General features: G+C 69.3%; 22 protein-coding genes. 6 read left to right on the forward strand and 16 right to left on the reverse strand.

What is annotated here, in order from left to right:
- The 9 genes from ACH492_RS38650 to ACH492_RS38690 form a co-directional block, all read right to left on the reverse strand.
- Positions 1–1,232 (reverse strand): AMP-binding protein (locus ACH492_RS38650; protein ID WP_398993919.1); only part of this gene is annotated, 1,232 nt, incomplete at its 3' end.
- 144 nt (positions 1,233–1,376) lie between these two features.
- Positions 1,377–2,174: an alpha/beta fold hydrolase gene (locus ACH492_RS38655; RefSeq protein WP_398993921.1), complete on the reverse strand. Its 798-nt coding sequence runs from the start codon at positions 2,172–2,174 to the stop codon at positions 1,377–1,379.
- A gap of 11 nt (positions 2,175–2,185) precedes the next feature.
- Positions 2,186–2,407: an MbtH family protein gene (locus tag ACH492_RS38660; RefSeq protein WP_398993923.1), complete on the reverse strand. Its 222-nt coding sequence runs from the start codon at positions 2,405–2,407 to the stop codon at positions 2,186–2,188.
- 94 nt (positions 2,408–2,501) lie between these two features.
- Positions 2,502–4,451 carry an ABC transporter ATP-binding protein gene (locus tag ACH492_RS38665; RefSeq protein ID WP_398993925.1) on the reverse strand — a complete coding sequence of 650 codons (1,950 nt, stop codon included), beginning with the start codon at positions 4,449–4,451 and terminating at the stop codon, positions 2,502–2,504.
- A 211-nt stretch (positions 4,452–4,662) separates the two neighbouring features.
- Complete coding sequence (locus tag ACH492_RS38670) at positions 4,663–5,364, reverse strand: response regulator (RefSeq protein WP_398993927.1); 702 nt, start codon at positions 5,362–5,364, stop codon at positions 4,663–4,665.
- On the reverse strand, positions 5,361–6,611 hold the full coding sequence (locus ACH492_RS38675) for a sensor histidine kinase (RefSeq protein WP_398993929.1): 1,251 nt from the start codon (positions 6,609–6,611) through the stop codon (positions 5,361–5,363). The genes ACH492_RS38670 and ACH492_RS38675 overlap by 4 nt, the downstream gene beginning before the upstream one ends.
- 128 nt (positions 6,612–6,739) lie before the next feature.
- On the reverse strand, positions 6,740–7,855 hold the full coding sequence (gene vioD / locus ACH492_RS38680; RefSeq protein ID WP_398993931.1) for a capreomycidine synthase: 1,116 nt from the start codon (positions 7,853–7,855) through the stop codon (positions 6,740–6,742).
- A gap of 159 nt (positions 7,856–8,014) precedes the next feature.
- Entirely contained in the window at positions 8,015–9,025 is a 1,011-nt protein-coding gene (gene gntD / locus ACH492_RS38685; protein ID WP_398993933.1) for a guanitoxin biosynthesis L-enduracididine beta-hydroxylase GntD, read from the reverse strand.
- Between the two features lie 319 nt (positions 9,026–9,344).
- The gene (locus ACH492_RS38690; RefSeq protein ID WP_398993935.1) at positions 9,345–10,385 is read right to left on the reverse strand and encodes an ornithine cyclodeaminase family protein; all 1,041 of its coding nucleotides are present in this window, start codon (positions 10,383–10,385) and stop codon (positions 9,345–9,347) included.
- A gap of 681 nt (positions 10,386–11,066) precedes the next feature.
- Between ACH492_RS38690 and dpgD the strand changes: the two genes are divergently transcribed.
- Both dpgD and ACH492_RS38700 read left to right on the forward strand, forming a co-directional pair.
- The gene (gene dpgD / locus ACH492_RS38695) at positions 11,067–11,870 is read left to right on the forward strand and encodes an enoyl-CoA-hydratase DpgD (RefSeq protein WP_398993937.1); all 804 of its coding nucleotides are present in this window, start codon (positions 11,067–11,069) and stop codon (positions 11,868–11,870) included.
- Between the two features lie 427 nt (positions 11,871–12,297).
- Positions 12,298–12,738, forward strand: a complete 441-nt coding sequence (locus ACH492_RS38700) for a Rieske (2Fe-2S) protein (protein WP_398993939.1) — start codon at positions 12,298–12,300, stop codon at positions 12,736–12,738.
- On the opposite strand, the gene ACH492_RS38705 is transcribed toward ACH492_RS38700, so the two are convergent.
- The gene (locus ACH492_RS38705; RefSeq protein ID WP_398993941.1) at positions 12,725–13,375 is read right to left on the reverse strand and encodes a cysteine hydrolase; all 651 of its coding nucleotides are present in this window, start codon (positions 13,373–13,375) and stop codon (positions 12,725–12,727) included. The genes ACH492_RS38700 and ACH492_RS38705 overlap by 14 nt on opposite strands.
- A gap of 128 nt (positions 13,376–13,503) precedes the next feature.
- Here ACH492_RS38705 and ACH492_RS38710 point away from each other — a divergent pair, with 128 nt between their 5' ends.
- The gene (locus ACH492_RS38710) at positions 13,504–13,971 is read left to right on the forward strand and encodes a pyridoxamine 5'-phosphate oxidase family protein (protein WP_398993943.1); all 468 of its coding nucleotides are present in this window, start codon (positions 13,504–13,506) and stop codon (positions 13,969–13,971) included.
- Here the strand turns inward: ACH492_RS38710 and ACH492_RS38715 are convergent.
- The gene (locus ACH492_RS38715) at positions 13,960–14,874 is read right to left on the reverse strand and encodes a LysR family transcriptional regulator (RefSeq protein WP_398993945.1); all 915 of its coding nucleotides are present in this window, start codon (positions 14,872–14,874) and stop codon (positions 13,960–13,962) included. The genes ACH492_RS38710 and ACH492_RS38715 overlap by 12 nt on opposite strands.
- 74 nt (positions 14,875–14,948) lie before the next feature.
- On the opposite strand from ACH492_RS38715, the gene ACH492_RS38720 reads away from it, so the two are divergent.
- Positions 14,949–15,968 (forward strand): DMT family transporter, encoded by a 1,020-nt coding sequence (locus ACH492_RS38720; RefSeq protein WP_398993947.1) that lies wholly within the window; start codon positions 14,949–14,951, stop codon positions 15,966–15,968.
- On the opposite strand, the gene ACH492_RS38725 is transcribed toward ACH492_RS38720, so the two are convergent.
- Positions 15,959–17,290: an aminotransferase class I/II-fold pyridoxal phosphate-dependent enzyme gene (locus ACH492_RS38725; protein ID WP_398993949.1), complete on the reverse strand. Its 1,332-nt coding sequence runs from the start codon at positions 17,288–17,290 to the stop codon at positions 15,959–15,961. The two genes, ACH492_RS38720 and ACH492_RS38725, sit on opposite strands and share 10 nt — an antisense overlap.
- Before the next feature lie 35 nt (positions 17,291–17,325).
- Between ACH492_RS38725 and ACH492_RS38730 the strand changes: the two genes are divergently transcribed.
- Positions 17,326–17,991 (forward strand): pyridoxamine 5'-phosphate oxidase family protein, encoded by a 666-nt coding sequence (locus ACH492_RS38730; RefSeq protein WP_398993951.1) that lies wholly within the window; start codon positions 17,326–17,328, stop codon positions 17,989–17,991.
- Between the two features lie 42 nt (positions 17,992–18,033).
- On the opposite strand, the gene ACH492_RS38735 is transcribed toward ACH492_RS38730, so the two are convergent.
- The 3 genes from ACH492_RS38735 to ACH492_RS38745 all read right to left on the reverse strand — a co-directional run bounded on the left by ACH492_RS38735 (position 18,034) and on the right by ACH492_RS38745 (position 20,771).
- Positions 18,034–18,996: a DMT family transporter gene (locus ACH492_RS38735; protein WP_398993953.1), complete on the reverse strand. Its 963-nt coding sequence runs from the start codon at positions 18,994–18,996 to the stop codon at positions 18,034–18,036.
- Positions 18,997–19,159: 163 nt separating this feature from the next.
- On the reverse strand, positions 19,160–20,161 hold the full coding sequence (locus tag ACH492_RS38740) for an EamA family transporter (RefSeq protein ID WP_398993955.1): 1,002 nt from the start codon (positions 20,159–20,161) through the stop codon (positions 19,160–19,162).
- Positions 20,162–20,246: 85 nt separating this feature from the next.
- Positions 20,247–20,771, reverse strand: a complete 525-nt coding sequence (locus ACH492_RS38745) for a Clp protease N-terminal domain-containing protein (RefSeq protein ID WP_398993957.1) — start codon at positions 20,769–20,771, stop codon at positions 20,247–20,249.
- A gap of 242 nt (positions 20,772–21,013) precedes the next feature.
- On the opposite strand from ACH492_RS38745, the gene ACH492_RS38750 reads away from it, so the two are divergent.
- Entirely contained in the window at positions 21,014–21,442 is a 429-nt protein-coding gene (locus ACH492_RS38750; RefSeq protein ID WP_398993959.1) for an SRPBCC family protein, read from the forward strand.
- Between the two features lie 84 nt (positions 21,443–21,526).
- On the opposite strand, the gene ACH492_RS38755 is transcribed toward ACH492_RS38750, so the two are convergent.
- The gene (locus ACH492_RS38755) at positions 21,527–22,117 is read right to left on the reverse strand and encodes a PadR family transcriptional regulator (RefSeq protein ID WP_398993961.1); all 591 of its coding nucleotides are present in this window, start codon (positions 22,115–22,117) and stop codon (positions 21,527–21,529) included.
- Positions 22,118–22,189 lie beyond the last annotated feature (72 nt).

Consider the following 22,189-nt stretch of genomic DNA (forward strand, 5'->3'; position numbering starts at 1 on the left):
GCCAACGCCAGATTCACCACACCACCATGAGCGACCTGCACACCCTTCGGCCGCCCCGTCGACCCCGACGTATAAATCACATACGCCAACTGATCTGCACAGACGTCTACTTCGGGCGGTGTGGGCGGCAGATCCGCCAGCGCCGCGACGACCTCCGGATCATCCAGCCACACCACCGACTCCGCCGGCACCGCCGGCAGCCCCCCGGCCTCGGCCACCGACCTGTGCCCGATCAGCACCTGCGCCCTACTGTCGGCCAGCATGAACTCCAGCCGCTCGACCGGGTACTCGGGATCCAGCGGCAGATACGCACCACCCGCCTGCCACACCGCCAGCATCGCCACGACCATGTCGACCCCACGCGGGATGCACAGCCCTACCACCGACTCCGCGCCGACACCAAGCCCCCGCAGACGATGCGCCAGCCGGTTGGCACGGGCCATCAAACCGCCGTACGTCAGCACCTCAGCGTCCGACACGACAGCCACCGCGTCCGGGCCCGCATCCGCCCGCCCGGCGATCAGCTCATGCACTCCACCCACCGCGGGAAGAGACACGACAGCGCCCTGCCACTCCCCCACCAGCTGATCGCGTTCGGCGGTGGTCAGGATGACGAGGTTGCCTACTTGCTGGTCGGCGTCCGCGGCGGCGGAGGTCAGGAGCGTGACGAGGTGTCCCGCCATCCGCTGCGCCGTCGTCGCATCGAACAACGCGGTGCTGTACTGGATCTCGCCGCCCAGTCCCCCGTTCTCCCGGTCGCCGAGGCGCACCGCCAGATCGAACTCCGCCTGGTCCGCGGGCGAGAGCTGTTGCCCGCGTCCCTCGGAATCGGTGTAGCCGAAGCAGACGGGGAAGAACGTGGTGTCCGACTCGTCCGGCGTGGTCCGTCGCACCCGGCCCAGCACCTCACGGAACGTCGGGTCGCCCGACAAATCCGTGCGCGTCACCGTCGTGCCGGCAACCAGCGACACGTCGTCCGTGGCGGCATACCGTCCCAGCAGTGCACTCAACGCCGCGAGCAGAGTCGTGCCCATGTCGCCGGACAGGGTCCGCAGCCGTTCCGTCGTGTCCGCCGGTACCTGGAACTCGATCACCGCCGCTTCGGGGGACCGTGCCGGTGTGCGTGGCCGGTCCATGGGCAGGTCCGGTACCGGCTGATCGGCCAACTGCCTGCGCCAGTAATTCAGTTCACTGTCCATGACGCCCCCACTAAGCCCTTCGAGCTGCCACACCGCGATACCGGCGTACTTCTCCTGCTCGTCCCGATGTTTTTTCTCAGCTCATTCCGTCAGCTCATCCCTTCGGTCCTCTCCTTCAGTATTTTTCTTCAATCTTTTTCTTCAGTCTTTTCCTTGCCGCTGCCCTCAGCGGACTTCTCAGTGGTTGTTCAGGAAGTCGATGACGGCCGCGTTGACCTCGGCGGGACGTTCGAGATAGCCGAAGTGCCCGCAGTCGGGAATCTCCACGTAATCGCACTCCGGAATCGCCTCGGCGACTTCGGCGGCCAGATGGGGCGGGGTGACGAAATCGTCACTGAAGCCGATGACGCGGCACGGCGCGGATACGTCCTGGAGTGCCTTGCGCCGATCCTCGTCCGTGTTGATCCAGGTCTGGCCGACCGAATTCTCCGCGCCGGCCAGCCGGAACGTCTCCAGCCACAGGGAGACGGCGTTGTCGTCCTTCAGCGTGGCGGGCGAGAGCATTTGCAGTACCGACATCGCGGATTGGTAGTCGGCCGGCAGCTTCACTCCGCTCTGCATCAGGGCGCGTTCGGCCGTGCCAAGAGCGGTTCGGAGGGCGTCCGAGCGCGATTTGGTGGCGATCAGGACGGCGCACCGGACCAGGTGCGGGTGGCTGATGGCGAGTTCCTGCGCGATCATCGCTCCCAGGGATACCCCGACGATCCGGCAGGGCGCGGCGTCGAGGGCCTCGATGAGGCCCTTGGTGTCGGCGACCATGTCGGCGAGGGTGTATTTACCCGGTGGAATGTCCGAGGGGGCGATTCCGCGATTGTCGAACGTGATGGCCTGATAGCCGGCCTCGTTCAGTGCCGGGGTCTGGTGCAGGCTCCAGACCCGGCCTGCGGCCGAGGAGCCCATGATCATGAGAACTCGTTCACCTCGGCCCGACCGTTCGTAGGAGAGCCGGATGCCGTTGGTGAATACGTGCGGCATTCCGTGACCCGCTATTCGCCGTCGAGCGCGATACGCAGGCTCTTGGGCCGCATATCGGTCCAGGTCTCCTCGATGTACTTGTCGCAGTCTTCCTTCGAGGCGGTCACGCCTGTCTCTTTCCAGCCGCCCGGGACATCGAGGTCGGCGGGCCACAGGGAGTACTGCTCCTCATGGTTGATCAGTACCTTGAATCGTGCCTCAGGGGTTTCGAAGTCGAAGCTCACGGTGCGCAAGGCAATCTCCTCATCACGACGTTGACCGAGAAAGGAACTGCGGGAATGGGAACTGCGGGAAAGAGTTCTGGGGTGTGCATGGGCGCGCGGGCTGTCAGCGCTTGGGACCCGCGACGTCGAGCACGGTTTCGTCGGCGGCCGTCTTCTGCCGGGCGAACTGTGTGTCGTAGAGGTCGGCGTAGAGGTCACCGTCGGCCAGCAGCGATTCGTGGGTGCCGCGCTCGCGGATCTGGCCCTCGTCGATGACGAGGATCTGGTCGGCCTCGCGAATGGTGGACAGCCGGTGGGCGATCACCACGGAGGTGCGGCCCGACAGTGCGGTCTTGAGGGCCCGTTGGATCGCGGCCTCGGACTCCGAGTCGAGGTGGGCGGTGGCTTCGTCCAGCACGACCACGGGCGGGGCCTTGAGCAGCAGCCGGGCCAGGGCGATGCGCTGCTTCTCGCCGCCCGAGAGCCGGAACCCGCGGTCGCCGACGACGGTGTCGAGACCGTTGGGCAGGGTGGCAATGGTGTCCCAGATCCGGGCCGCCTCGCAGGCCTCGACGAGGTCGCGTTCGGAGGCGTCCGGGCGGGCGTACAGGAGGTTGGCCCGGATGGTCTCGTGGAACAGGTGGGCGTCCTGGGTGACCACGCCGACCATGTCCTGCAAGGAGCTCAGGGTGACATCGCGGAGGTCGTGGCCTGCGATGCGTACCGAGCCGGAGACAGGATCGTAGAAGCGCGGCATCAGGTTGGTGATGGTGGTCTTGCCGGCGCCCGAGCGGCCGACGAGTGCCGTGAGCTTTCCGGCGGGTGCCCGGAAGCTGACCTCGTTGAGGACCAGCCCGTCGTCGCCGCGCTCCGAGTTGGGCAGCTCGATCGACTCCAGTGAGGCCAGGGAGACTTCGTGGGCGGCGGGGTAGCGGAAGGAAACCTTGTCGAACTCGATCTCCGGTGCGGCCGTGCCCATGGAGCCGCCGCCGGCGACGAGCAACGCTGTCGCTCCCGGCCGTTCCTTGACCAGTGGTTCGAGGTCGAGGATCTCGAAGACGCGGTCGAAGCTGACCAGTGCGGTCATCGCGTTGGCCTGCACGCTGGACAACTGCTGGATGGGCGTGTAAAGGCGGCCCACGAGCGTGACCAGGGAGACGAAGGTGCCGAGGGCGAAGGCGCCGTCGACGACGAGGAGGCCGCCGATTCCGAAGAGCAGCGCGAGAGTCACCGCGGCGGTAAGACCCATGACGATGCCGAGGAGTTGTGCCGTCACATTGGTCTTTACCCCGATGTCACGGACGTCGCGGGCTCGTCCCGCGAACACGGCGGACTCGTGGGCGGGGCGCCCGTACAGCTTGTTGAGCATCGCCCCGGCGACGTTGAAGCGCTCGCTCATCAGCGAGCCCATCTCCGCGTTGAGCTGCATGGTGCCCCTGGCGAGGCGCTGCATGCGATGGCCGATGATCTTTCCGGGGAAGAGGAAGAAGGGGACCATCAACAGCGCGATGAGGCTGAGCTGCCACGAGAGGTAGAACATCGCAGCGAGGACGAGGACGAGCGTCAGCACGGTGTTGACAGTCTCGGCCATCAGCACGGTGATCGCCTGCTGTGCCCCGACGACGTCCGTGTTCAGCCTGCTGACGAGGGATCCGGTCTGGGACCGGGTGAAGAACGCGAGGGGCTGCGCCTGGACGTGTCCGAACACGGCGGTGCGCAGGTCGTAGATGAGGCCCTCACCGATCTGCGCGGAGAGTTTGGCCTGCCAGTACGTCGTGAGGGCTTCGAACAGGGCCAGCGCGAGCAGGGCGCAGGCCACTGCGATCACGACATCCGTCTTCTGCGGAGTGATGCCCTTGTCGATGATGATGCCGAACAGCAGGGGGCTGGCCGCGGTGACGAGTGCGCCCAGCGCGGACGCGCCTATCAGGAACAGGAGACGCAGCCGATACGGCTTTGCATAGGGAACAATCCTCGGAACGATTCCGGGGCGAATTCGCTGATGGCCTTCTCGGCCCGGAGGATTTCCCTCGGGCGGCGGTTCGTCGGCCGGAGCCTGTACCGTCACTTTCACAGCGGGTATCTCCTCACGGAATTCTCTCGAATTGTTTCGGCACAGCTTCGCTCGGCTGCAAGCATCCCCGAGTGCGCTCTGAAGTAGCAATAGGTTCAGGCGACGACGGCGGTATTCAACTGACGCCGTGCCGCAGTTGAACACTCGGACGCGCCGCCGAGGCGGGCATGGTCCGTGGATGAGCCGTCGAACGAGCAGTGTCGGCGGAGCGCTATTCCGACTTGCGGGAGCCGGGAACGACAAGTCCCGTTTCATACGCGGCGATCACGGCCTGCGTACGGTCGCGCAGCGCGAGCTTCGCGAGGATGCGGCTGACGTGTGTCTTCACCGTCTCCTCGCTGACGACCAGCCTGGCGCCGATCTCCGGATTGGAGAGGCCCTCGGCGACGAGCAGCAGGACCTCTCGCTCGCGTGCGGTGAGCGCCTTCATCCCGGGCGGCGGCGAGGCGTCGGGTCTGGCGGGCATCAGGGCGAACTCGCTGATGAGCCGGCGGGTGATGCCGGGCGCGAGCAGGGCGTCCCCGGCGGCGACGACGCGTACGGCGTCGAAGAGCCGTTCCGCGGTGACCTCCTTGAGGAGGAAGCCACTGGCTCCGGCGCGGAGCGCGTCGTACACGTACTCGTCGAGGTCGAACGTCGTGAGGATCAGGATGCGCGGTGCGTCGACGCCGTCGGGCGAGGAGCCGACGAGCTGCCTGGTGGCCTCGATGCCGTCCATCTCGGGCATGCGGATGTCCATGAGGACGACGTCCGGCGAGACCTCGCGGCAGACCCGTACCGCTTCCGCTCCGGAGGAGGCGGTCTGCACGACGGTGAAGTCCGGCTGGCTGTCGAGCAGCGCGGCGAAGCCGGTGCGGACCACGACGTGGTCGTCGGCGACAACGACCCGGATCAGCGAGGACGGGGTGTTCATGGGGTCTCTTCCGTCTTGGCGGGGAAGCGTGCCTCGACGACGAAACCGCCGCCGCCGAACGCCGAACCGGTGTGTACCTGGCCGCCGACCGCGGACGCGCGTTCCCGCATGCCGAGCAGGCCGTGTCCGCCGGTGGTCCGGTCGGGCGGCGGTCCCGGGCCGTTGTCGCGGACGCGCAGGTGCAGGGCTTCGTCGGTGTAGGTGAGCTCCACGTCGACGGCGGCGCCGGTGGCGTGTTTGCGGGCGTTGGTGAGGGATTCCTGGACGATGCGGTACGCGGCGAGTTCGATGCCGGGGTCCAGTTCGCTCGGCGATCCGCTGAGGATGAGGCGGATGGACGTGGCGGACGCCTTGCGTGCCTCTTCGAGCAGTTCGTGGAGCTGTCGCAGGTCGGGCTGCGGCCGGCGGTCGCCTCCGGCGACGGAGTCGGTGTCCTCCCGGAGCACGCCGAGCAGCCGACGCATTTCGTTCAGGGCCGCGCGGGCGGTGTCCCCTATACCGAGCAGCCGTTCGGCGCCCTCGGCGGGCATGCCGGGGGTGGCCATCCGGGCCGTCTCGGCCTGCACGGCGATCATGGAGATGTGGTGCCCGACGACGTCATGCAGCTCACGGACGATACGGACGCGTTCTCCGCGTGCGGCGTTCTCCCACTGGGTGCCGTCCATGACCTCGCGGATGGCGCTGTGCTGCCGGTGCTGTTCGTTGGAACGGACGACGAGTCCGACGAAGGCGGCCAGCGGGGCCAGTGCCGCGACGAGCACGACCCGTACGCGGTAGTCGGTGTCGTCGGGCCCCGTCAGGGCCAGGACGAGGAAGGGTGTGCCGAGGAGCGCGGCGGACAGGACGGAGCCGCTGCGGCTCAGCCGGTACTGGGCAACGAGCTGGGCGGCGATGCCCGCCAGGGTCAGCGTCTCGAAGATCAGGAGCGAGCCGACGCTCGCCGCGGTGACGGTGATCCCGGCCACCAGAGGACGCAGGAAGACCAGGGGCAGTGCGGTGGACAGGCACAACAGGCCGACCACCATGGCGAACTGCACGCCTGCCGCGCTGCCGTGCGGGCCGGCCTTCGCGGTCGCGTCAGCGAACAGCCGGGGAATCGACCCGTGGGCGCCGATGAACTCGACTAGCGATTCCAGGACGGCGAGCAGCACGAGAAACGTCCCGGACAGCGCACTCACATGCGGTAGTTCCGTCACCCGCCGTCGCGTTGCGATCCAGGTGTCACGCCAAGCCGTCACACGGTGCACGTTGGTCATTATGGCAGTCGGCGCCGCTCGGGATCGTCCCTGCAGCCAGCCACGACACCGTCCCCCGTGCGAGGGACGGCGCCGTCCCCGGACAGGGGGACTGGGCGGACCGACCGGGTGTCAGCGGTTCAGCCGCGGGCCTCGGTCAGTGCGAGCGTCAGGCGCTCCAGGCCTTCCTGGAGCAGATCGGGTCTGCCGCCGAAGCCGACACGGATGTGCCGGGGGCGGCCGAAGCAGGACCCGGGAATGACAAGGACGCCGCGCTTCTGGAAGAGCTCGTCGCAGAACTCGTCCACGTCGGCCGGGCCCGTCAGCCGCGGGAAGGCCGTGACTCCGCCCGCCGGCGCCGCGAGCGTGACGAGCTCGGGGTGGGCCGCGGCCCAGTTCGTCAGGGTCGCGCGGTTGATCCTGGCCTGGTCGAGGCGCGGCCGGATGAACGCCTCGGCGTTCTCCAGGACACCCAGGGCCAGGAGTTCGACGAGCGGCGACACGTGCAGCGTGGTGTAGTCACGGATGCGGACGCAGTCGGTGAGGAGCTCCGGGGGTGCCGCGCACCAGCCGAACCGCAGGCCGGGCAGCCCGAACGCCTTGGAGAAGGTGCCGAAGCTGACGGCGCGCTCGTACCGGGTCGTGATCTCCGGCAGCGGCGGGGCGTCGTAGGTGAGGTCGGTGAACGCGCCGTCCCAGAGGACGTACGCGCCGACGCCCTCCGCGAGGCCGACGAGACGGTCCAGCTGAGCCTCGGTGAGGGTGGCGCCCGTCGGGTTCTGCGGAAAGTTCACGATGATCGCCCGGGTGCGCTCGCTCACCAGCTCGGCGAGCTCGTCCAGCGAGGGCTGCCAGTCCTTGTCGGGATCCAGCCGCCAGGTCTTGATCGTGCAGCCGAGCGCGATGGCGTATTCGACGAGCAGGTGGTAGCCGGGCTGGACGACGACGACCTCGTCGCCGGGGCGCAGCAGCGCGCCGAGGACGAGCGACAGGGCCTCGCCCGAGCCGCTCGTCGTCATCACCTTGTCCGGGTCGACGCCCCCGCAATGACGGGCGACGGCGGCCCGTACCTCGGGCGCGCCGAGGGAGTAGCCGTCGTCGAAGACCAGCCGGTCGACGTCCGCGTGGCGCAGGCCGGTCTTCGCGCGCAGCTCCGCCATGGAGTACGAGTGGAACCCGCTGGAGCTGATGTCGATCTCGGCGGTGAAGTAGTAATCGCGCAGCCAGTCCTCGAGCGGTGCGGACCGAAGTCTCATGGTGTGCCCTCGTTCTCCGTGTCGGAATGTCGGAGTGCCAGATGCGAGTACGACGGGTTCGGCGGGTTCGGCGCGTGACCGCCCGGCTCGTCGGCGAGGCCGGCCCCGGAGGGCTCGTCTCGTCGGCGACGCCTCCCGGGCGGTCACGCGTCGGACAAGTCAGCGGCTGGCGCGCACCGCCCTGGCGTCCCGCGCGGCACGGGACTTGCGCAGATCGCCGGTGACGTTGACACGCTTGAGCCACCGGTCCGTTCCGTCGTGGCGGGCCTTGAAGGGCTTGCGGCCGTGGACGACCCGGAAGTTGTCCAGGAAGCAGAAGTCACCGCTGGCGAGCGTGAGATCGAACATCGCCTCGTCCATCGCCTTGACCAGCGTGTCGAGTGCGAAGCGCGCCTCGTCGTCCCCGTCCGCGACGCTCATGAAGTACGGGTCGGCCCGGACGTAGGGCTGCTGCGGGTTGCCGAAGAGGACGGCCACCAGGTCGGGGTTGCGCTGCATCTCCTCGATGTCCTCGAAGGATTCGAGGCGTTCGGGGTCCTTCACGGAGTTGTTCTTCCCGAGGTGCGACTCGTCGGGGCGGATGATGAACCGCTCCTCGAACAACGTCTCCCGTACGTCCTGCGGCAGTTCGAGTGCGTCCGCGTATCCGACGGTCGTCGCGGCACCGTAGGGGTTGCGGAGGCAGGCGAACGACAGGAAGTCGCCCCTGAGCGGGTGGAAGGCGTCCTCTGTGTGCCAGGTCAGTAGCGCCTCGCTGCTGGAACCCAGTTGCTCGTGCTCATGGCCCTGGATGGGGATGATGTCGTGGATCATCCTGCCGTCCTGCTGTGTCGCCCAGCAGAACGGGTCGCCCAGGAGCGAGCTGCAGAGCATGAGAAGCAGTTCCTCGCGGTGTGCGGGGGAAGGCCCGGACCGGCCGCGCCAGTGCGCCGGCGTGGGGCCGAGCCGATCCTGGTCGACCGGGTAGCCGGATATGCACAGCACGCCCGACAGCTGCTCCAGCCGGAAGGCGTTCAGGTGGAGCCGGACCCTGTTTGGAAGTCGGTGGGCGAGCACGGTGGCGCGGTGCAGCGCCTCCTCGGAGTCGAGGGTCGCGAATTCGTCCTCGAACTCGTCGACGAGTTCTGTCATCGCGCCGATTTCAGTCTCGTCGAGTTCCAGCCTGTCCATGCTGATTTCCTCTCCGTACCTTGCATACGACGAATTGGTTTCCGGATACGCCGTCGAGAGCATCTCTCGGGCCCGTTGAGAAGGTGCTGGCCGATACGGTGCCCGTCAGGGCGCACCGCCGGTCGCGATCCTTCGACATCGACATCCGCACAATGAATCTGATTGATGTGTGCTCTGCGCTGCCGCAGCGAACGCTGATTCGCACTCCTCACCGGGCGATGACGCGTTTTCTGGAAACGATCGCCGGTCAAAGCAGGAGCTGGTCAACTCATGTGATCGTGGTGATCACGCGGTCGGGGTGATCAGGTGGGCGTGATGATCAGGTGGGCGTGATGATCGTGGTGCCGTGGTGCTCGAAGTGCTCGTGGTAGAGCTTTCCGGCCACCGCCACGTCGTGCAGTGACATGCCGAACGGGTTCACCACGATGCGGTCTTCGGCGGACCTCCGGCCCGTCGCGGCGCCGCTGATGAGGTCACACAGTTCGGCTGCGACCTGGACGGCGGGCGCCCGGCGCCCGGCGTCGCCAGGTGTCCGGTGGCGCGGTGGCGGCAGTACGTCGCCGGAGCGGTGCATCCTGCCGAGCAGCCGCGTGGTGTCGGCGGCGACCAGGCTCCAGTCGTCCACGATCACCTTATCGGCGGCGGTGAACGCGTCGGGGAGCAGGTCGTCCAGCGACACGTTGACCGTGACGGTACCGGGGGCGATCCAGTCGGCCGGGATGTAGCCGGTCGTCGTGGTGGTCACGGGGATGATCAGATCCGCTTCGCGCACCGCCTGCTCGGCGGTGGAGGCGACGTGGAAGGCGACCGTGCGGAACGTGTCTCCCAGACGTTCGGTGAGGCGTACCGCACGCTCGGGCACCAGGTCGTGGAGGTGGACTTCCCGTACCGACGGCCATCTCCGCAGGGCCAGGTCGAGATGTGCCTCGGCCAAGGCTCCGGCGCCCACCACCCCGATGGAACGGGCGGGTCGGGCCCACAGCAGCTCCGCGGCGAGCACGCTCACCGCCGCCGTTCGCCCGGCGGAGATGTGTGCCGCGTCCATGGAGCACACCAGCCGGGCGGTGGTGACGTCGAAGAGCAGGACGATTCCGTCGGCGCGGGGCAGACCGCGGTCCGGATTGCCCAGACTCGCGTTGATGATCTTCGTGCCGGCGATGCGCCGGCTGTCGATCTCCACGAGACCGGGCATGTTGAGACTGCGGCAGGACTCACCCAGGTCGTTGGTCCACCGCAGACAGCTCTCCTCCGGCAGCACGGTCCGGTCGGACGCGTGCGCCAGTAACACCTCGCGTACGACGTCGACGAGATCGACCTTGCCGAGCAGCCCGGCCACGTCCGCGCCGGTCAGCTCAAGCATGGAAGCGCCGCTCGGTGTACGCGATGTCTCGCACTGCCACGGGAGTACCTCCGGCGAAGGAAAAGGGTCCTTGCCGCAGCACTATGACCCGACGTCGCACGGGCGATCAATGGTGTGTTCACCAGGGCAGTCGTTCAACTGCGGCCCCGCGCGGGTTGAACAGCCGGTGATCACTCACGCGTTCGGCCGGACGGATCGTGGGCCGCTTGACACGCCGTCGTCGCCGACATGACGATGGCGCGGGCCGTGGGCTGTCTCGATCGTGTCGTCTGCGAGGTGTCTTTCGCCGTGATGTTGAACAACCGGCGCTCCTGATCCATACGGTGAGCGGAAGCGTATTCTCACGCTCCGGTCGGCGGCGCCTCGCCGGCCGGTCCGAGACGAGGCGACAGGAAGTGACGCATGGCCAGGACGTCCGGCATTCCGGGAACGATGAGCCGCCGCACCTTCGTGACAGGGCTGGGGACGGCGAGCCTCGTGGCCGCGCTGTCCGCGTGCGGCCACAAAGACAAAGAGCAGGCCCCTCCTCAGGACAGTCCGTCGGACAGCCCGAGCCCGTCCCAGGACAGTCCGAGCCCGTCCGACAGCCCGAGCCCGTCCCAAGGCAGCCCGAGCCCCTCGTAGCGGAGCTGACAGTCCGGTCACGGGTGGCCGTGCCCGGGGCGGGCTAAAGTCCCCGGCATGCCTCAGCGTTCAAGAGTGCGCTACGAGAAGAGCGCCCACGTTGCCCGGATAACGCTCGACAGGCCCGAGGTCCTCAATGCGATGGATCTGCGGATGCACGAGGAACTCGCGGAGATCTGGGACGACTTCGACGCCGACGACGACATGTGGGTCGCCGTTCTCTCCGGCGCCGGTTCCCGTGCGTTCTCCGTCGGACAGGATCTGAAAGAGCTGGCGCGCCGGGAACACGAGGGGCAGGCCGCTCCCTCCACCTTCGGCAGTCGGGGAAAGCCCGGTTGGCCGCGGCTCACCGAGCGGTTCGATCTGGCCAAACCGGTCGTCGCCAAGGTGCGCGGATACGCCCTGGGCGGCGGGTTCGAACTCGCCCTGGCCTGCGACGTCGTCGTCGCCTCCCACGACGCGACCTTCGCCCTGCCGGAGGCCAGGCTCGGGCTCGTCGCGGGGGCCGGCGGGGTGTTCCGGCTGAGCCGGCAGCTGCCGTGGAAGACGGCGATGGGGCATCTGCTGACGGGGCGGCCGATGACCGCGCAGCGTGCCTACGAACTCGGCCTGGTCAACGAGGTCGCGGCGTCCGGCGACCTCGACGACGTCACCGAGACCTGGGTGGCGGACATCGTGCGCTGCGCGCCCCTGGCGGTCCGCGCCGTCAAGGAGGCGGCCACCAAGTCGGCCGCCCTGCCCCTGGAGTCGGCGTTCGCCACCCGGTACCCGTGGGAGGAGCGCCGGATGCACAGCAACGACGCGGTCGAGGGCCCGCGCGCCTTCGCCGAGAAGCGCGAGCCCGAATGGCAGGCCCGATGAACTACTCGCCGTTGCCGGGCGATGAAACGCGGCGCGCGGCTCTGCCTTCAGGAGCGAAGACTCCTGTAATGCGTCGGACTGCGCCTTCGGACCGTGGCTTCGCGCCGACTGCCGCTGTCCACCGATGCCGGAGGCCCGGCGGACAGTGCGCGGACACCACCGCCTGCCAACGCCGGGTCGTCGGGATGATGACCATGCATGGCGTACGTACCGAGATCGTCGGCCTCGACGATGCCCGGGAGGGACCCCCCTTCACGCAAGGGCGTGACGTAGCGGGTCGCTGTGACTTCGGAGAGCATTCCCACAGTACGAGATCGGCTTCCTGAAGAAATCCTTGAAATCGTGAGGATGTGAACATCCCGGCCCGCCTGCGCGTACAACATCAGGAACCGGCCGATGGAAGGCCGACCGTGGAGAGGGAGCCAGCATGACCGGATCGCAGGTGCCGTCGCGGACCGTGACTCGCCGTACCGTCGTCGCCGCGGTGGGCGGGGCTGGCCTCACCGTCGCGCTGACCGCGTGCGGCGGCTCGGACGACGGCGGGCAGAAGGTGGCCGACACACCGGCAGGCGGAGCGGGCGACGGGGGCAAAGTGCTCGCCAAGACCGCCGACATCCCTGAGGGCGGCGGCAAGGTCATCGGTGATGTGGTGGTCACGCAGCCGAAGCCCGGGGAATTCAAGGCGTTCTCGTCGAAGTGCACCCACCAGGGCTGCGCGGTGAAGGACGTCGCCGCCGGCATCATCAACTGCCCGTGTCACAACAGCGAGTTCAGCGCCACGGACGGCAGCGTCAAGAAGGGGCCCGCCACCTCGCCGCTGCCGCCCGCCTCCATCACCGTGGACGGAGACTCGATCAAGCTCGCCTAGCGCGGCGCGGCCGCTTCCAGCAGGAGAGCACATCGTCGGTCGTGGTGATCGTGGCGACAAGAGCGAGAGTGTTTCGGATCATCGCGGGGGTGTAGTCGGCGGGCACCCCCGCGATGGCGTCCTTGGGAACCACCGCCGTGTAGCCGAGGTTGACCGCGTCGAAGACGGCGTTGGGGATTGCGACGTTCGCCGAGACGCCGGTGACGACGAGGGTCCGGCAGCCGAGGTTGCGCAGCAGCGCGTCGACGTCTGTGCCGGCGATGGGCGACAGGCCGTGCAGCCGCCGTACGACGAGATCTCCGTCCGCGACCTCTATCGGCGGCGCGATACGAACGGCCGTCGTGCCGGAGTGCTGCTGCACGGGGAGCCGGGCGGCCGCCCGGAACAGCCGCGCGTTGTGGTTGGCGCCGCGCCCGTCGGGACGCCGCTCGGCCACCGCGTGCAGGACCTGTACGCCGGCTTCGTGAGCGCTCGCGACCAGCAGGGCGATCCTGAACAGCGCGCCGGACGACCGTGCCTGCGCGGCGAGTTCTGGCAGGGCGCTGTCCTCGCCGACCACACCTTGCTGGCACTCGACGGTGAGCAGCGCCGTGGTGACCGGGTCGAGCTGTTCCGCGAGCTGTTCGAAGGACGGCACGACTCCCCCTCCTCGACTCATCGGACCGATTCTTCGGACCGGGCGCGCGACAGTAACCGCCATTGCGCGACGAAGGAAGAGCCTCCATGATTTCTGACACACAGTCAGCTACGAGGAGGAGGCCACCCATGGCCGCCACACAGCGCCGGGGCCGTCGCATCATGATGACGCCCGGCGAACTGGACGAGTTCCTGGCCGAGCAGCGCACCTGCCGGGTGGCCACCGTGTCCGCCGACGGCCGCCCGCATGTCAGCGCCCTGTGGTTCGCCTGGGACGGGACCTCACTGTGGCTGTACTCCATTACGCACAGCCGCCGCTGGGCACAGTTGCGGCACGATCCGCGGCTCGCGGTCGTGGTCGACGACGGCGAGGAGTACGGGGAGCTGCGCGGCGTGGAGCTGTCAGGCACCGCGGTCTTCGTGGGCGAGGCCCCGCGCACCGGCGAGCCGTGCCCCGAACTGGACGTTCCGGAGGGGCTGTTCGCGCGGAAGAACTTCGGGGTGGACGAGATGCCGCACGACGGCAGGCATGCGTGGCTGCGGCTGACCCCCGACTCGATCGCGTCCTGGGACTTCAGGAAGCTGTCAGGCCTCTGACCGCTCTACCGCGCCCGCGGCCTCGCGCAAGGCCCCGACCGCCGCCCTGATCGACGGGCGGCGGTCCGCGTCCGTCCGCCACACCGCATAGATGTGCCGGCGCATTCGCTGCCGTACGGGCACAAGCCGCACCCCATCAGGCACCCAACCGCGCCCCAGCCTGGGCGTGACGCACACCCCAAGCCCCGCCTCGATCAGCGCCAGCTGCGTATGGTGCTCCTCCGCCATGTGCGCGATCCGCGGCTCGAAGCCCTTCGAGCGCAGCGTGAACATCAGCCACTCGTAACAGAATTCGCCTTCCGGCCAGGACACCCAGTCGTCCTCGGCGAACTCCTCGAGATCCACCTCTGCCCGGTCCGCCAGCGGATGGTCCGCATGCATGGCGACATCCGGGACGTCGTCGAGCAGATGGACCTGCGCAAGCCCGCCGGGCACGGGTAGCCGCTTGTTGCTCCAGTCGAGCACGACCGCGAGATCGAGGTCACCCCTGACCACCTCCTTGATCCCCTGCTCGGGCTCCAACTCAACGGAGCGCACGCGCAGTTCGGGGTGGCTCGTGCGCAGCGACGTCAGGGTCGCGGGGAAGAGCCCGCGGGCGGCTGTCGGGAACGCGCCGATCCTGACCTCGCCCACCACCTGCCCGCGCTGCGCCTCGATATCGGCCTGCGCGAGCTCGACCTGGGACAGGATGCGCGCGGCGTGGTCCGCGAGCAGCTGACCGGCGTCGGTGAGGCGCACGCCGCGCCCGTTCTTGGCCAACAGCTGCTGGCCCACCTCCCGCTCCAGCTTCGCCATCTGCTGGGAGACGGCCGAGGTCGTCACATGCAGCCCGTCGGCCGCTCCGCTCACTGAGCCATGGCGGGCCAGCGCGTCCAGGGTCCGCAGGCGCTCCAGATTCAACATGTAAGCAATGCTAAGCGAACTCGGCAAATAATTCTCGCTTGTCCTACGAGATCAGAGCGAGCAAGGTGGACGGCATGAGCACCGCCGTCCCCTCCCGGACCTCATCGGCCCCCACCCCCGCACCCGCCGGCTCCGCACGCCGCCGCGGCCTCGACTGGCGCATCCGCTTCGCGGTGCTGTCCACGGTGTGGGGCTTCAGCTTCCTCCTCATCAAGGTCGGCACCGGCGGGTACGCACCCTTTCAAGTCACCTTCGGCAGGCTGCTCTTCGGTACGGCGGTACTGGCCGTCGCGATGGCGGTGCGGCGGGAGCGGCTGCCGCGCGGGATCCGCACCTGGATGCACCTCACCGTCGCCGCGTTTGTGCTGAACGCGCTGCCGTTCTCGCTCTTCGCCTACTCCGAGCTGACGATCCCGTCGACGCTCGCCGGGATCTGCAACGCCACCTCGCCGCTGTGGGGCATGGCCCTGTCACTGGTCGCCCTCTCCGAGGACCGGCCGACCCGGCGCAGGGTCGCCGGGCTCGGCATCGGCTTCCTGGGCGTGCTGACCGTGCTCGGCGCGTGGCAGGGGTTCTCCGGGCTCGACTTCGGCGGCACGGCGATGGCACTGCTCGCCTCACTGAGCTATCCGATCGGCTGGATCTACGTACGCCGCACTCTGGCCGGCAGCAGCCAGTCCAATCTCTCGCTGACCGGCGCGCAACTGCTGCTCGCGACGGTCCAGCTCGCCGTGATCACACCGCTGTTCACGACGCTGCCGACGTCCTTCCCGCTGGTGCCGCTGCTCGCGGTAGTCGCGCTCGGTGCGCTGGGGACGGGCTTCGCCCTGCTCCTCCAGTACGGTCTGGTCGCCGAGGTCGGGCCGACGACGGCGCAGATGGTCACGTACTTCATCCCGGTCATCGCGACGGCCGCGGGCGTCGCGGTGCTGGACGAGCAGCTGGGCTGGAACACTCCGGTGGGCGCGCTGATCGTCCTGGCGGGCGCGGCACTGACCCAGAGCCGGCCGAAGGCACCGGCCGCGGCCACCGGCACCTCGGCTCAGCCACAGTCTCGCGCCGAGGCCGAGGCGGGGGCCGCGGCTCAACCGTAGCTGCGCGCGGGCGCAGGCCCGGCAGCAGCCGCGACCGCGTCTGCGACCGGCTCGATGTCGTCCATCGCGAGGCCCGAGACAGTGAGCCGCACGCCGGGTGGCGCGGACATCCGGAAACGAGCCCCCGGCGCGACCGCCCAGCCGGCGTGCAGCAGCCGCGCCACGGCCCCGGTCTCGTCGGGGACGGGCACCCAGACGTTCATCCCGCTACGCCCATGGGCCTCGATGCCACGCTCCGCCAGCGCCCGCAGGAGCGCGTCGCGCCGTTCCCCGTACGCGTGCGCGACGACGAGCGGGTCCACCGCGCCCGAGGTCCACAGCTGGACGACCGCGCGCTGCAGCAGTCTGCTGACCCAGCCGGGACCGAGCCGCTGCCGTCCCATGACGCGGTCGACGGTGACGGCGTCGCCGGTCAGTACGGCGACGCGCAGATCGGGTCCGTACGCTTTGGCGGTGGAGCGTACGAGCGCCCAGCTGTCCGTGACCCCGGCGAGCGGGTGCAGCGGCAGATCGACGATGGCGTGCCCGTGGTCGTCCTCGATGAGCAGGGTCTGAGGGAACCTGGCGAGCACGGCACGCAGTTCACGCGCGCGTGCCTGGCTCACCGCGGCGCCGGTGGGGTTCTGCGCCCGGTCGGTGACGATGAGCGCGCGCGCCCCGCCCGCGAGCGCCTTTTCCACCTCGCTCGCCAGCGGCCCGTCGTCGTCGAGCGCCACGGGCACGGGCTTCAGTCCCAGCGCCGGCACCAGGTCCAGCAGGCTGCCCCAGCCGGGGTCCTCGACGGCGACCGTGTCACCCGGCTTGAGGCGCGCGGCGAGCAAGCGCTCGATCGCGTCCAGCGATCCGGAGGTGACGGCGACCGGCCCGTCGGGCACGCCGTCGGCGTCCATCGCGGCGCGGGCGAGCCGTGCGAACTCCGCGTTGACGGGAGCCTGTCCGTACAGACCCGGCTCCTCCGCGTTTTGCCGGGCCGCGGCGGCGAGCGCCTCGCCCAGCGGCGGCAGCAGCGCGGGGTCCGGGTTCCCCTCGCCCAGGTCCCGTACGCCGGGGGGCGCGTCGACCCGGATCGACCCGCGGGCCGTACTCGCCGGCCGCGGGCGCACCCGACTGCCCTTGCGCCCGGCGGTCTCGATGACTCCACGGTCGCGCAGGGTCCGGTACGCGGACGCGACGGTGTTCGGGTTGACGCCCAGCTCGATCGCCAGCTCCCGCATGGGCGGCAGCAGTTGACCCGGTTCCAGGTCCCCTGCACTGACCGCGCTCTCGACGCTGGCGGCAATCTCCGATGCGCGGCGCCCGACAATCCGATACTCTCCTAGCACAAACGAGATTATGCACTAGTGCAATGGAGTTTGCAATGCCGGACGCTTACGAGCCGACCGAACGCACCGTCCCCACCCGCTCCCGGGACCGCGCCGCGTACGACCGAGAGCTGGTCCACTCCATACTCGACGAGGGATACGTCTGCCATCTCGGCTTCGCACGCGACGGCGCGCCGGTCGTCCTGCCGACGCTGTTCGCCCGCGTCGACGACCACCTGTACATCCACGGCTCGACGGGCTCGCGCCCCTTGCGCATGGCGGGCGAGTCGGACCCCGGCCTCGACGTGTGCCTGACGGTCACCCACGTCGACGGCCTGGTCCTTGCCCGCTCGGCGTTCCACCACTCGATCAACTACCGCTCGGTCGTGGTCCACGGCACCGCCCACCAGGTCATGGACCCGACCGAAAAGCGCACGGCCCTCGACGCCCTGGTCGACAATGTCGTCCCGGGCCGCTCACTCGACTCCCGCCCGGCGAACCCGAAGGAACTGGCGGCCACGGCGGTCCTGCGCCTGACCTTGACGGAGGTCTCTGCCAAGCTCCGTACGGGCGGCCCGAACGACGACCCGGAGGACGCGGAACTCCCGTACTGGACGGGAGTGGTCCCGCTGACCACCCAGCGGGGCACACCGATCCCGGCGGCGGATCTGGACGACTCGATCGGGGTACCGAGCTATCTGGCGCGGAGGGGCTCACTTTGAGCCCCTCCGCCGATTGAGGAGCGGGGGTCCGGGGCGGAGCCCCTACCCCCTCCCCACCCGCGTCTCCGCCACCGCCAGCCCCGCCACTGCCGCCAGCAGCAGCGCCGTCCCCACCACCGTCGCCGCCGTAAGCCGCTCATCCAGCGCCGTCACCGCGATCACCGCCGCGCTCACCGGCTCCAGCAGCATGATCACCGAGACCGTCGCGGCCCGCACCACCGCCGCCCCCGCGAAGTAGAGCGCGTACGCAAGCGCCGTCGGCACCGCCGCGACGTACGTCAACAGCCACACCACCTGCCCCAGTTCCGCGGTGTGAGGCACCAGCCCTTCGCCCAGCGCCATCGGCAGCAGCCCCACCGCGCCGATCGCGAACGCCCACGCCGTCGTGGCCAGCGAGTCACCGCCGCCCCCGTCACGCCCCAGCCACCGCGTCAGCAGCGTGATCGCCGCGTACCCGGCCGCCGAGAGCAGCGCGAGCGCGACCCCCGCAGGCCGTACCGTCCCGCCCTCGCCGCCGAGGACCAGGACGAACAGGCCGGCAAGCGCCCCGGTGACGGCGACGAGGCCGCCCCGCCCGAGCCGCTCCCCCATCGTCAACCGCGCGCCCACCGCGATGAGGACAGGCCCGGCGCCCAGCGTGACGACCGTGCCCACCGCGAGACCCGTCGCCTGGACGGCCGCGAAGTAGGCGCTCTGGAAGAGCGTGAGCCCGATTCCCGTACCGAGAATGCGCAGCAGCCGGCGCCGTCGCGGCTCGGCGGGCCCCGCGACAACGCCCCCAGCCACAGCAGTACGCCGCGCCCGCAGCGCAAGCGCGCCCAGCAGCAGCACCAGACCCCCCACGCAGCGCCAGAACGACAGCGCGAGAGGACCGAGATCGCTCACCCGGAAGACCAGCGAGGCAGCCGCGCCCGCGGTCCCCCATGCGATTCCGGCAAAGATCAGATAGAGGAGGCTCCGCCCGACGGGCACGCCGACAGCAGGAGCGTAGGAAACATTCGACACGTGACTTCTCCGTGTGAAGAACGGGATGGGTGGTCGCTCGACTGCGTCACGCGGGCAGCGACGAACCGCTCGGGGACACCCCGAGCCCGGTCTTCGTCAGAAAAGCGGCCGCCCGCGCTAGGCGGCAGGCGGCGGAAGTACGGTCAAATGCATGATCGGCACCCTACGGTGCGACGTGCGGCGCCGACAACTCACCCTCGGTAGCGACGGCAGCGCCGCTCTGTGCGGGCACACCCCCGGCCACCGGCCCCGACGCCGCCTTCGGCGCCTGTGACTGCGCGATGAACGCCCCCACCAGCACCACCACTCCGCCGAAGATCTGCGGAGCCGACAGATGCTCCCGCAGCAGTACCCAGGCCAGCACCGTCGCGATGACCGCCTCCAGGCACGCCACCACACCCGCCACCTGTGGCGAGAGCTTGCGCACCGAGATGACCCCGGTGACATACGCCAGCACCGTGGCGATCAGCACGATCCAGCCCAGTAGCAGCGCCGCCGGCACCTGCGTACCACCCATGTCCGCGCTACCGCCGAGCAGCGAGAAGTCCATCCCCCACGGCCGCGCCAGCAGCGTCAGCACCGCCGCGCCGATAAGCAGTCCGTACGCGATCACGCCCAGCGGATCCGCCGCGTCGTCCCCTTCGCCGCCCTGGTCGGACAGGACGAAGTAGCCGACCTGGCAGCACGCCGCGGCCAGCGCGAGCAGCAGTCCGATCGCGTCGAAGCCGACCCCCGCCCACACCTCGACGACGCACGCGAGTCCGGCGACCGCGAGGACCACGCCGACCGACGCGGCCCGGGTGACGGGTCGGCGCTGCACGAAGCGGACCCAGCCGAGAACCAGCGCGGGGGCGAGGTATTCGATGAGCAGCGCGACGCCGACGGGGATCCGGGAGATCGCCGCGAAGTAGCAGGCCTGTACGCCCGCGACGGCGAGCAGCCCGAAGCCGACGAGCAGTGCGGGCTTGCGCAGCACCAGGTCACGGTGGCGCCAGGCCACCGGCAGCATGATGAGGGCGGAGCCGGCCACTCGGAGCCACACCACATGCAGCGGGTCGAGACCCGCTTCGATCAGCGGCTTGGCCGCGACACCTGATCCACCGAATGCGAACGCCGAGCCCAGGGCGAGCCCCAGACCGGCGCTCCTTCCCTGAGACGCGCGCATCGGCACATCATGTCAGCGCGAGTCAGGACCGTCATCCCCATGACACATGTCGAGACGTCCGGGCCGTCCATGGGTCATTCGGACACTATTCGGCCGCCAGCCGCCCGCCCAGCAGCTCCATGTCCACCCCGGCCCGCTCCAGCACCTCCACGGCCCGGCACTCCGGGTCCGCGGCGAGGCAGGCGAGCAGATCGGTGCCGCCGGCCCGCTCATCGCCGCGCACGTGCGCCCGCTCCAGCGCGCCCTCCATCGCGGCGGCTGCCGAAGGCGACCATCCCGACATCTCCGGGTCCGTCTCGCGTACGACGGGTACGGTGCCCGAGTCCTCCACCGAGCCCTGCCAGCGCAGCCCGTATCCGATGCTGCGCTGCACGAGATACCCGAGCACCCGCGCGACCTGCGGTCCGGCGCCGAGAGCGGCACGGACCTCGGGGTCCGACTCGATCAGGGAGTGCAGCAGATGGGCCGTGTCGATCTGCCGGTCACCGTCGCGCAGTGCCCTCCTGCGCGCACCCGCGACCACCGAGGCCAGCTCCACGGTGAGCCTGGCATCGATCTCCGTACGGGTGGCGGCGGGCTGCTGAGGCACCCGAGGGACAGGGCTTTGCACACCTCCTACCTCATCAGCTTCCGGGGGCCCGGGCGTCGCCGTCGGGGCCCATTTGCGCATCCCACGGAGGTTGGGCACGCACGAGCGTTTTCTCCTCCTCACGGATGAGATCACGACAGTTCTCCCCGAGGGGCGCGCGCCGCCTTGCCATACGACAGATCTGACTGTTCATCAGTATTGAATGTTCACGTCGGCACGGCTACGTTCCGCGACACCGAAACCCGACATGGAGGGGTGGTCGTATGGCCGAAGTCAGTGCCGAGGCCCGTATCGAGGCGCCGGCCGAGAAGGTCTGGGCCCAGCTGACGGACTTCACCAGCTACGGCCAGTGGAACGCCACCCACACCAGCTTCCCCAACGGCGCCCCTGGGACGCTGGAGCTCGGAGCCACCTACGAGGAGAACATGAAGCTCATGGGCTTCCCGGCCGAAGTGGCCTGGACCGTGGACGAGTTCGACGCGGGCCGGGTGCTGGGCGTCAAGGGCAAGGGCCCGATGGGCGTCAGCGTGGGCAACCGCTACACCCTCACTCCGGACGGGGACGGCACGAAGGTGCGCATCGACGGGGAGTTCACCGGCGCCGCCGTGTCGCTGATGGCCGGAAAGCTCAAGGACTCGGCGACGGCCGCGCTCAACGAGTCACTGCGCAAGCTGGGCGGCCTCGTCGCCTGACACCCCGGGCTGACACCGGCAGCCTGACACCCGGCGCACGAGAAAGGGCCCCGCGCTGTTGCGCGGGGGCCTCCTCGCACCGGCTCAGTGCTCGTCGGCGAGGATCAGATAGAGCTTCTTACGGGCTTCGTTGATCACGGCGACGGCCTTCTGCCGCTGCTCGGTGCTGCCGGTCTTCCAGACCTGGCCGAACGCCTCCATCAGGCCGAACCCGGCCTGCCGGATCTCGTTGACCGTCTCCCAGTCGACTCCGCGCCCGGCCTCTTCCCATGGAGCCTCCGGCCCCGATTCGGCCTCGGCGCGCCCCGATTCGGTGAGCGTGAACAGCTTCTTGCCGCCCTCGCTCTCATTGGTGATGAGACCTTCGTCCTCGAGCAGCTGGAGCGTCGGGTAGACCGAGCCCGGGCTGGGCCGCCAGGCCCCACCGCTGCGCTCGCCGATCTCCTGGATCATCTCGTAGCCGTGCATCGGCCGGTCCTTCAACAGCGCCAGGATCGAGGCGCGCACATCACCGCGCCGCGCCCTTCCCCGACCACCGCCACGACCGCGTCCGCCACCGAACGGCGGCCCGAACGGACCGAACGCCCCGCGGCGTCCCTCGAAGTCGCCCCGACCCTGATGGCCGGGCCCGCAGTGCCCATGACCCTGACCGTGTCCTTGTCCATGTGAACGCATCGCTACGCTCCTTCCATCGTTGATCTGTCGCGATGCGTCAACGATATATCGGAATGTGTCGGCTGGCAACGC

The sequence above is a fragment of the Streptomyces sp. NPDC019443 genome, from assembly GCF_044389785.1.
Lineage (GTDB): Bacteria > Actinomycetota > Actinomycetes > Streptomycetales > Streptomycetaceae > Streptomyces.

Excerpts from the sequence above, each read along its gene's own strand:
- ACH492_RS38730 (WP_398993951.1), top strand. The coding sequence starts at position 17,326 with ATGCCGGACGCTTACGAGCCGACCGAACGCACCGTCCCCACCCGCTCC.
- ACH492_RS38700 (WP_398993939.1), top strand. The coding sequence starts at position 12,298 with ATGACCGGATCGCAGGTGCCGTCGCGGACCGTGACTCGCCGTACCGTC.
- ACH492_RS38710 (WP_398993943.1), top strand. The coding sequence starts at position 13,504 with ATGGCCGCCACACAGCGCCGGGGCCGTCGCATCATGATGACGCCCGGC.
- vioD (WP_398993931.1), bottom strand. The coding sequence starts at position 7,855 with ATGAGACTTCGGTCCGCACCGCTCGAGGACTGGCTGCGCGATTACTAC.
- ACH492_RS38670 (WP_398993927.1), bottom strand. The coding sequence starts at position 5,364 with ATGAACACCCCGTCCTCGCTGATCCGGGTCGTTGTCGCCGACGACCAC.
- ACH492_RS38690 (WP_398993935.1), bottom strand. The coding sequence starts at position 10,385 with ATGCTTGAGCTGACCGGCGCGGACGTGGCCGGGCTGCTCGGCAAGGTC.
- ACH492_RS38755 (WP_398993961.1), bottom strand. The coding sequence starts at position 22,117 with ATGCGTTCACATGGACAAGGACACGGTCAGGGTCATGGGCACTGCGGG.
- ACH492_RS38750 (WP_398993959.1), top strand. The coding sequence starts at position 21,014 with ATGGCCGAAGTCAGTGCCGAGGCCCGTATCGAGGCGCCGGCCGAGAAG.
- ACH492_RS38740 (WP_398993955.1), bottom strand. The coding sequence starts at position 20,161 with ATGCGCGCGTCTCAGGGAAGGAGCGCCGGTCTGGGGCTCGCCCTGGGC.
- ACH492_RS38655 (WP_398993921.1), bottom strand. The coding sequence starts at position 2,174 with ATGCCGCACGTATTCACCAACGGCATCCGGCTCTCCTACGAACGGTCG.
- dpgD (WP_398993937.1), top strand. The coding sequence starts at position 11,067 with ATGCCTCAGCGTTCAAGAGTGCGCTACGAGAAGAGCGCCCACGTTGCC.
- ACH492_RS38720 (WP_398993947.1), top strand. The coding sequence starts at position 14,949 with ATGAGCACCGCCGTCCCCTCCCGGACCTCATCGGCCCCCACCCCCGCA.
- gntD (WP_398993933.1), bottom strand. The coding sequence starts at position 9,025 with ATGGACAGGCTGGAACTCGACGAGACTGAAATCGGCGCGATGACAGAA.
- ACH492_RS38715 (WP_398993945.1), bottom strand. The coding sequence starts at position 14,874 with ATGTTGAATCTGGAGCGCCTGCGGACCCTGGACGCGCTGGCCCGCCAT.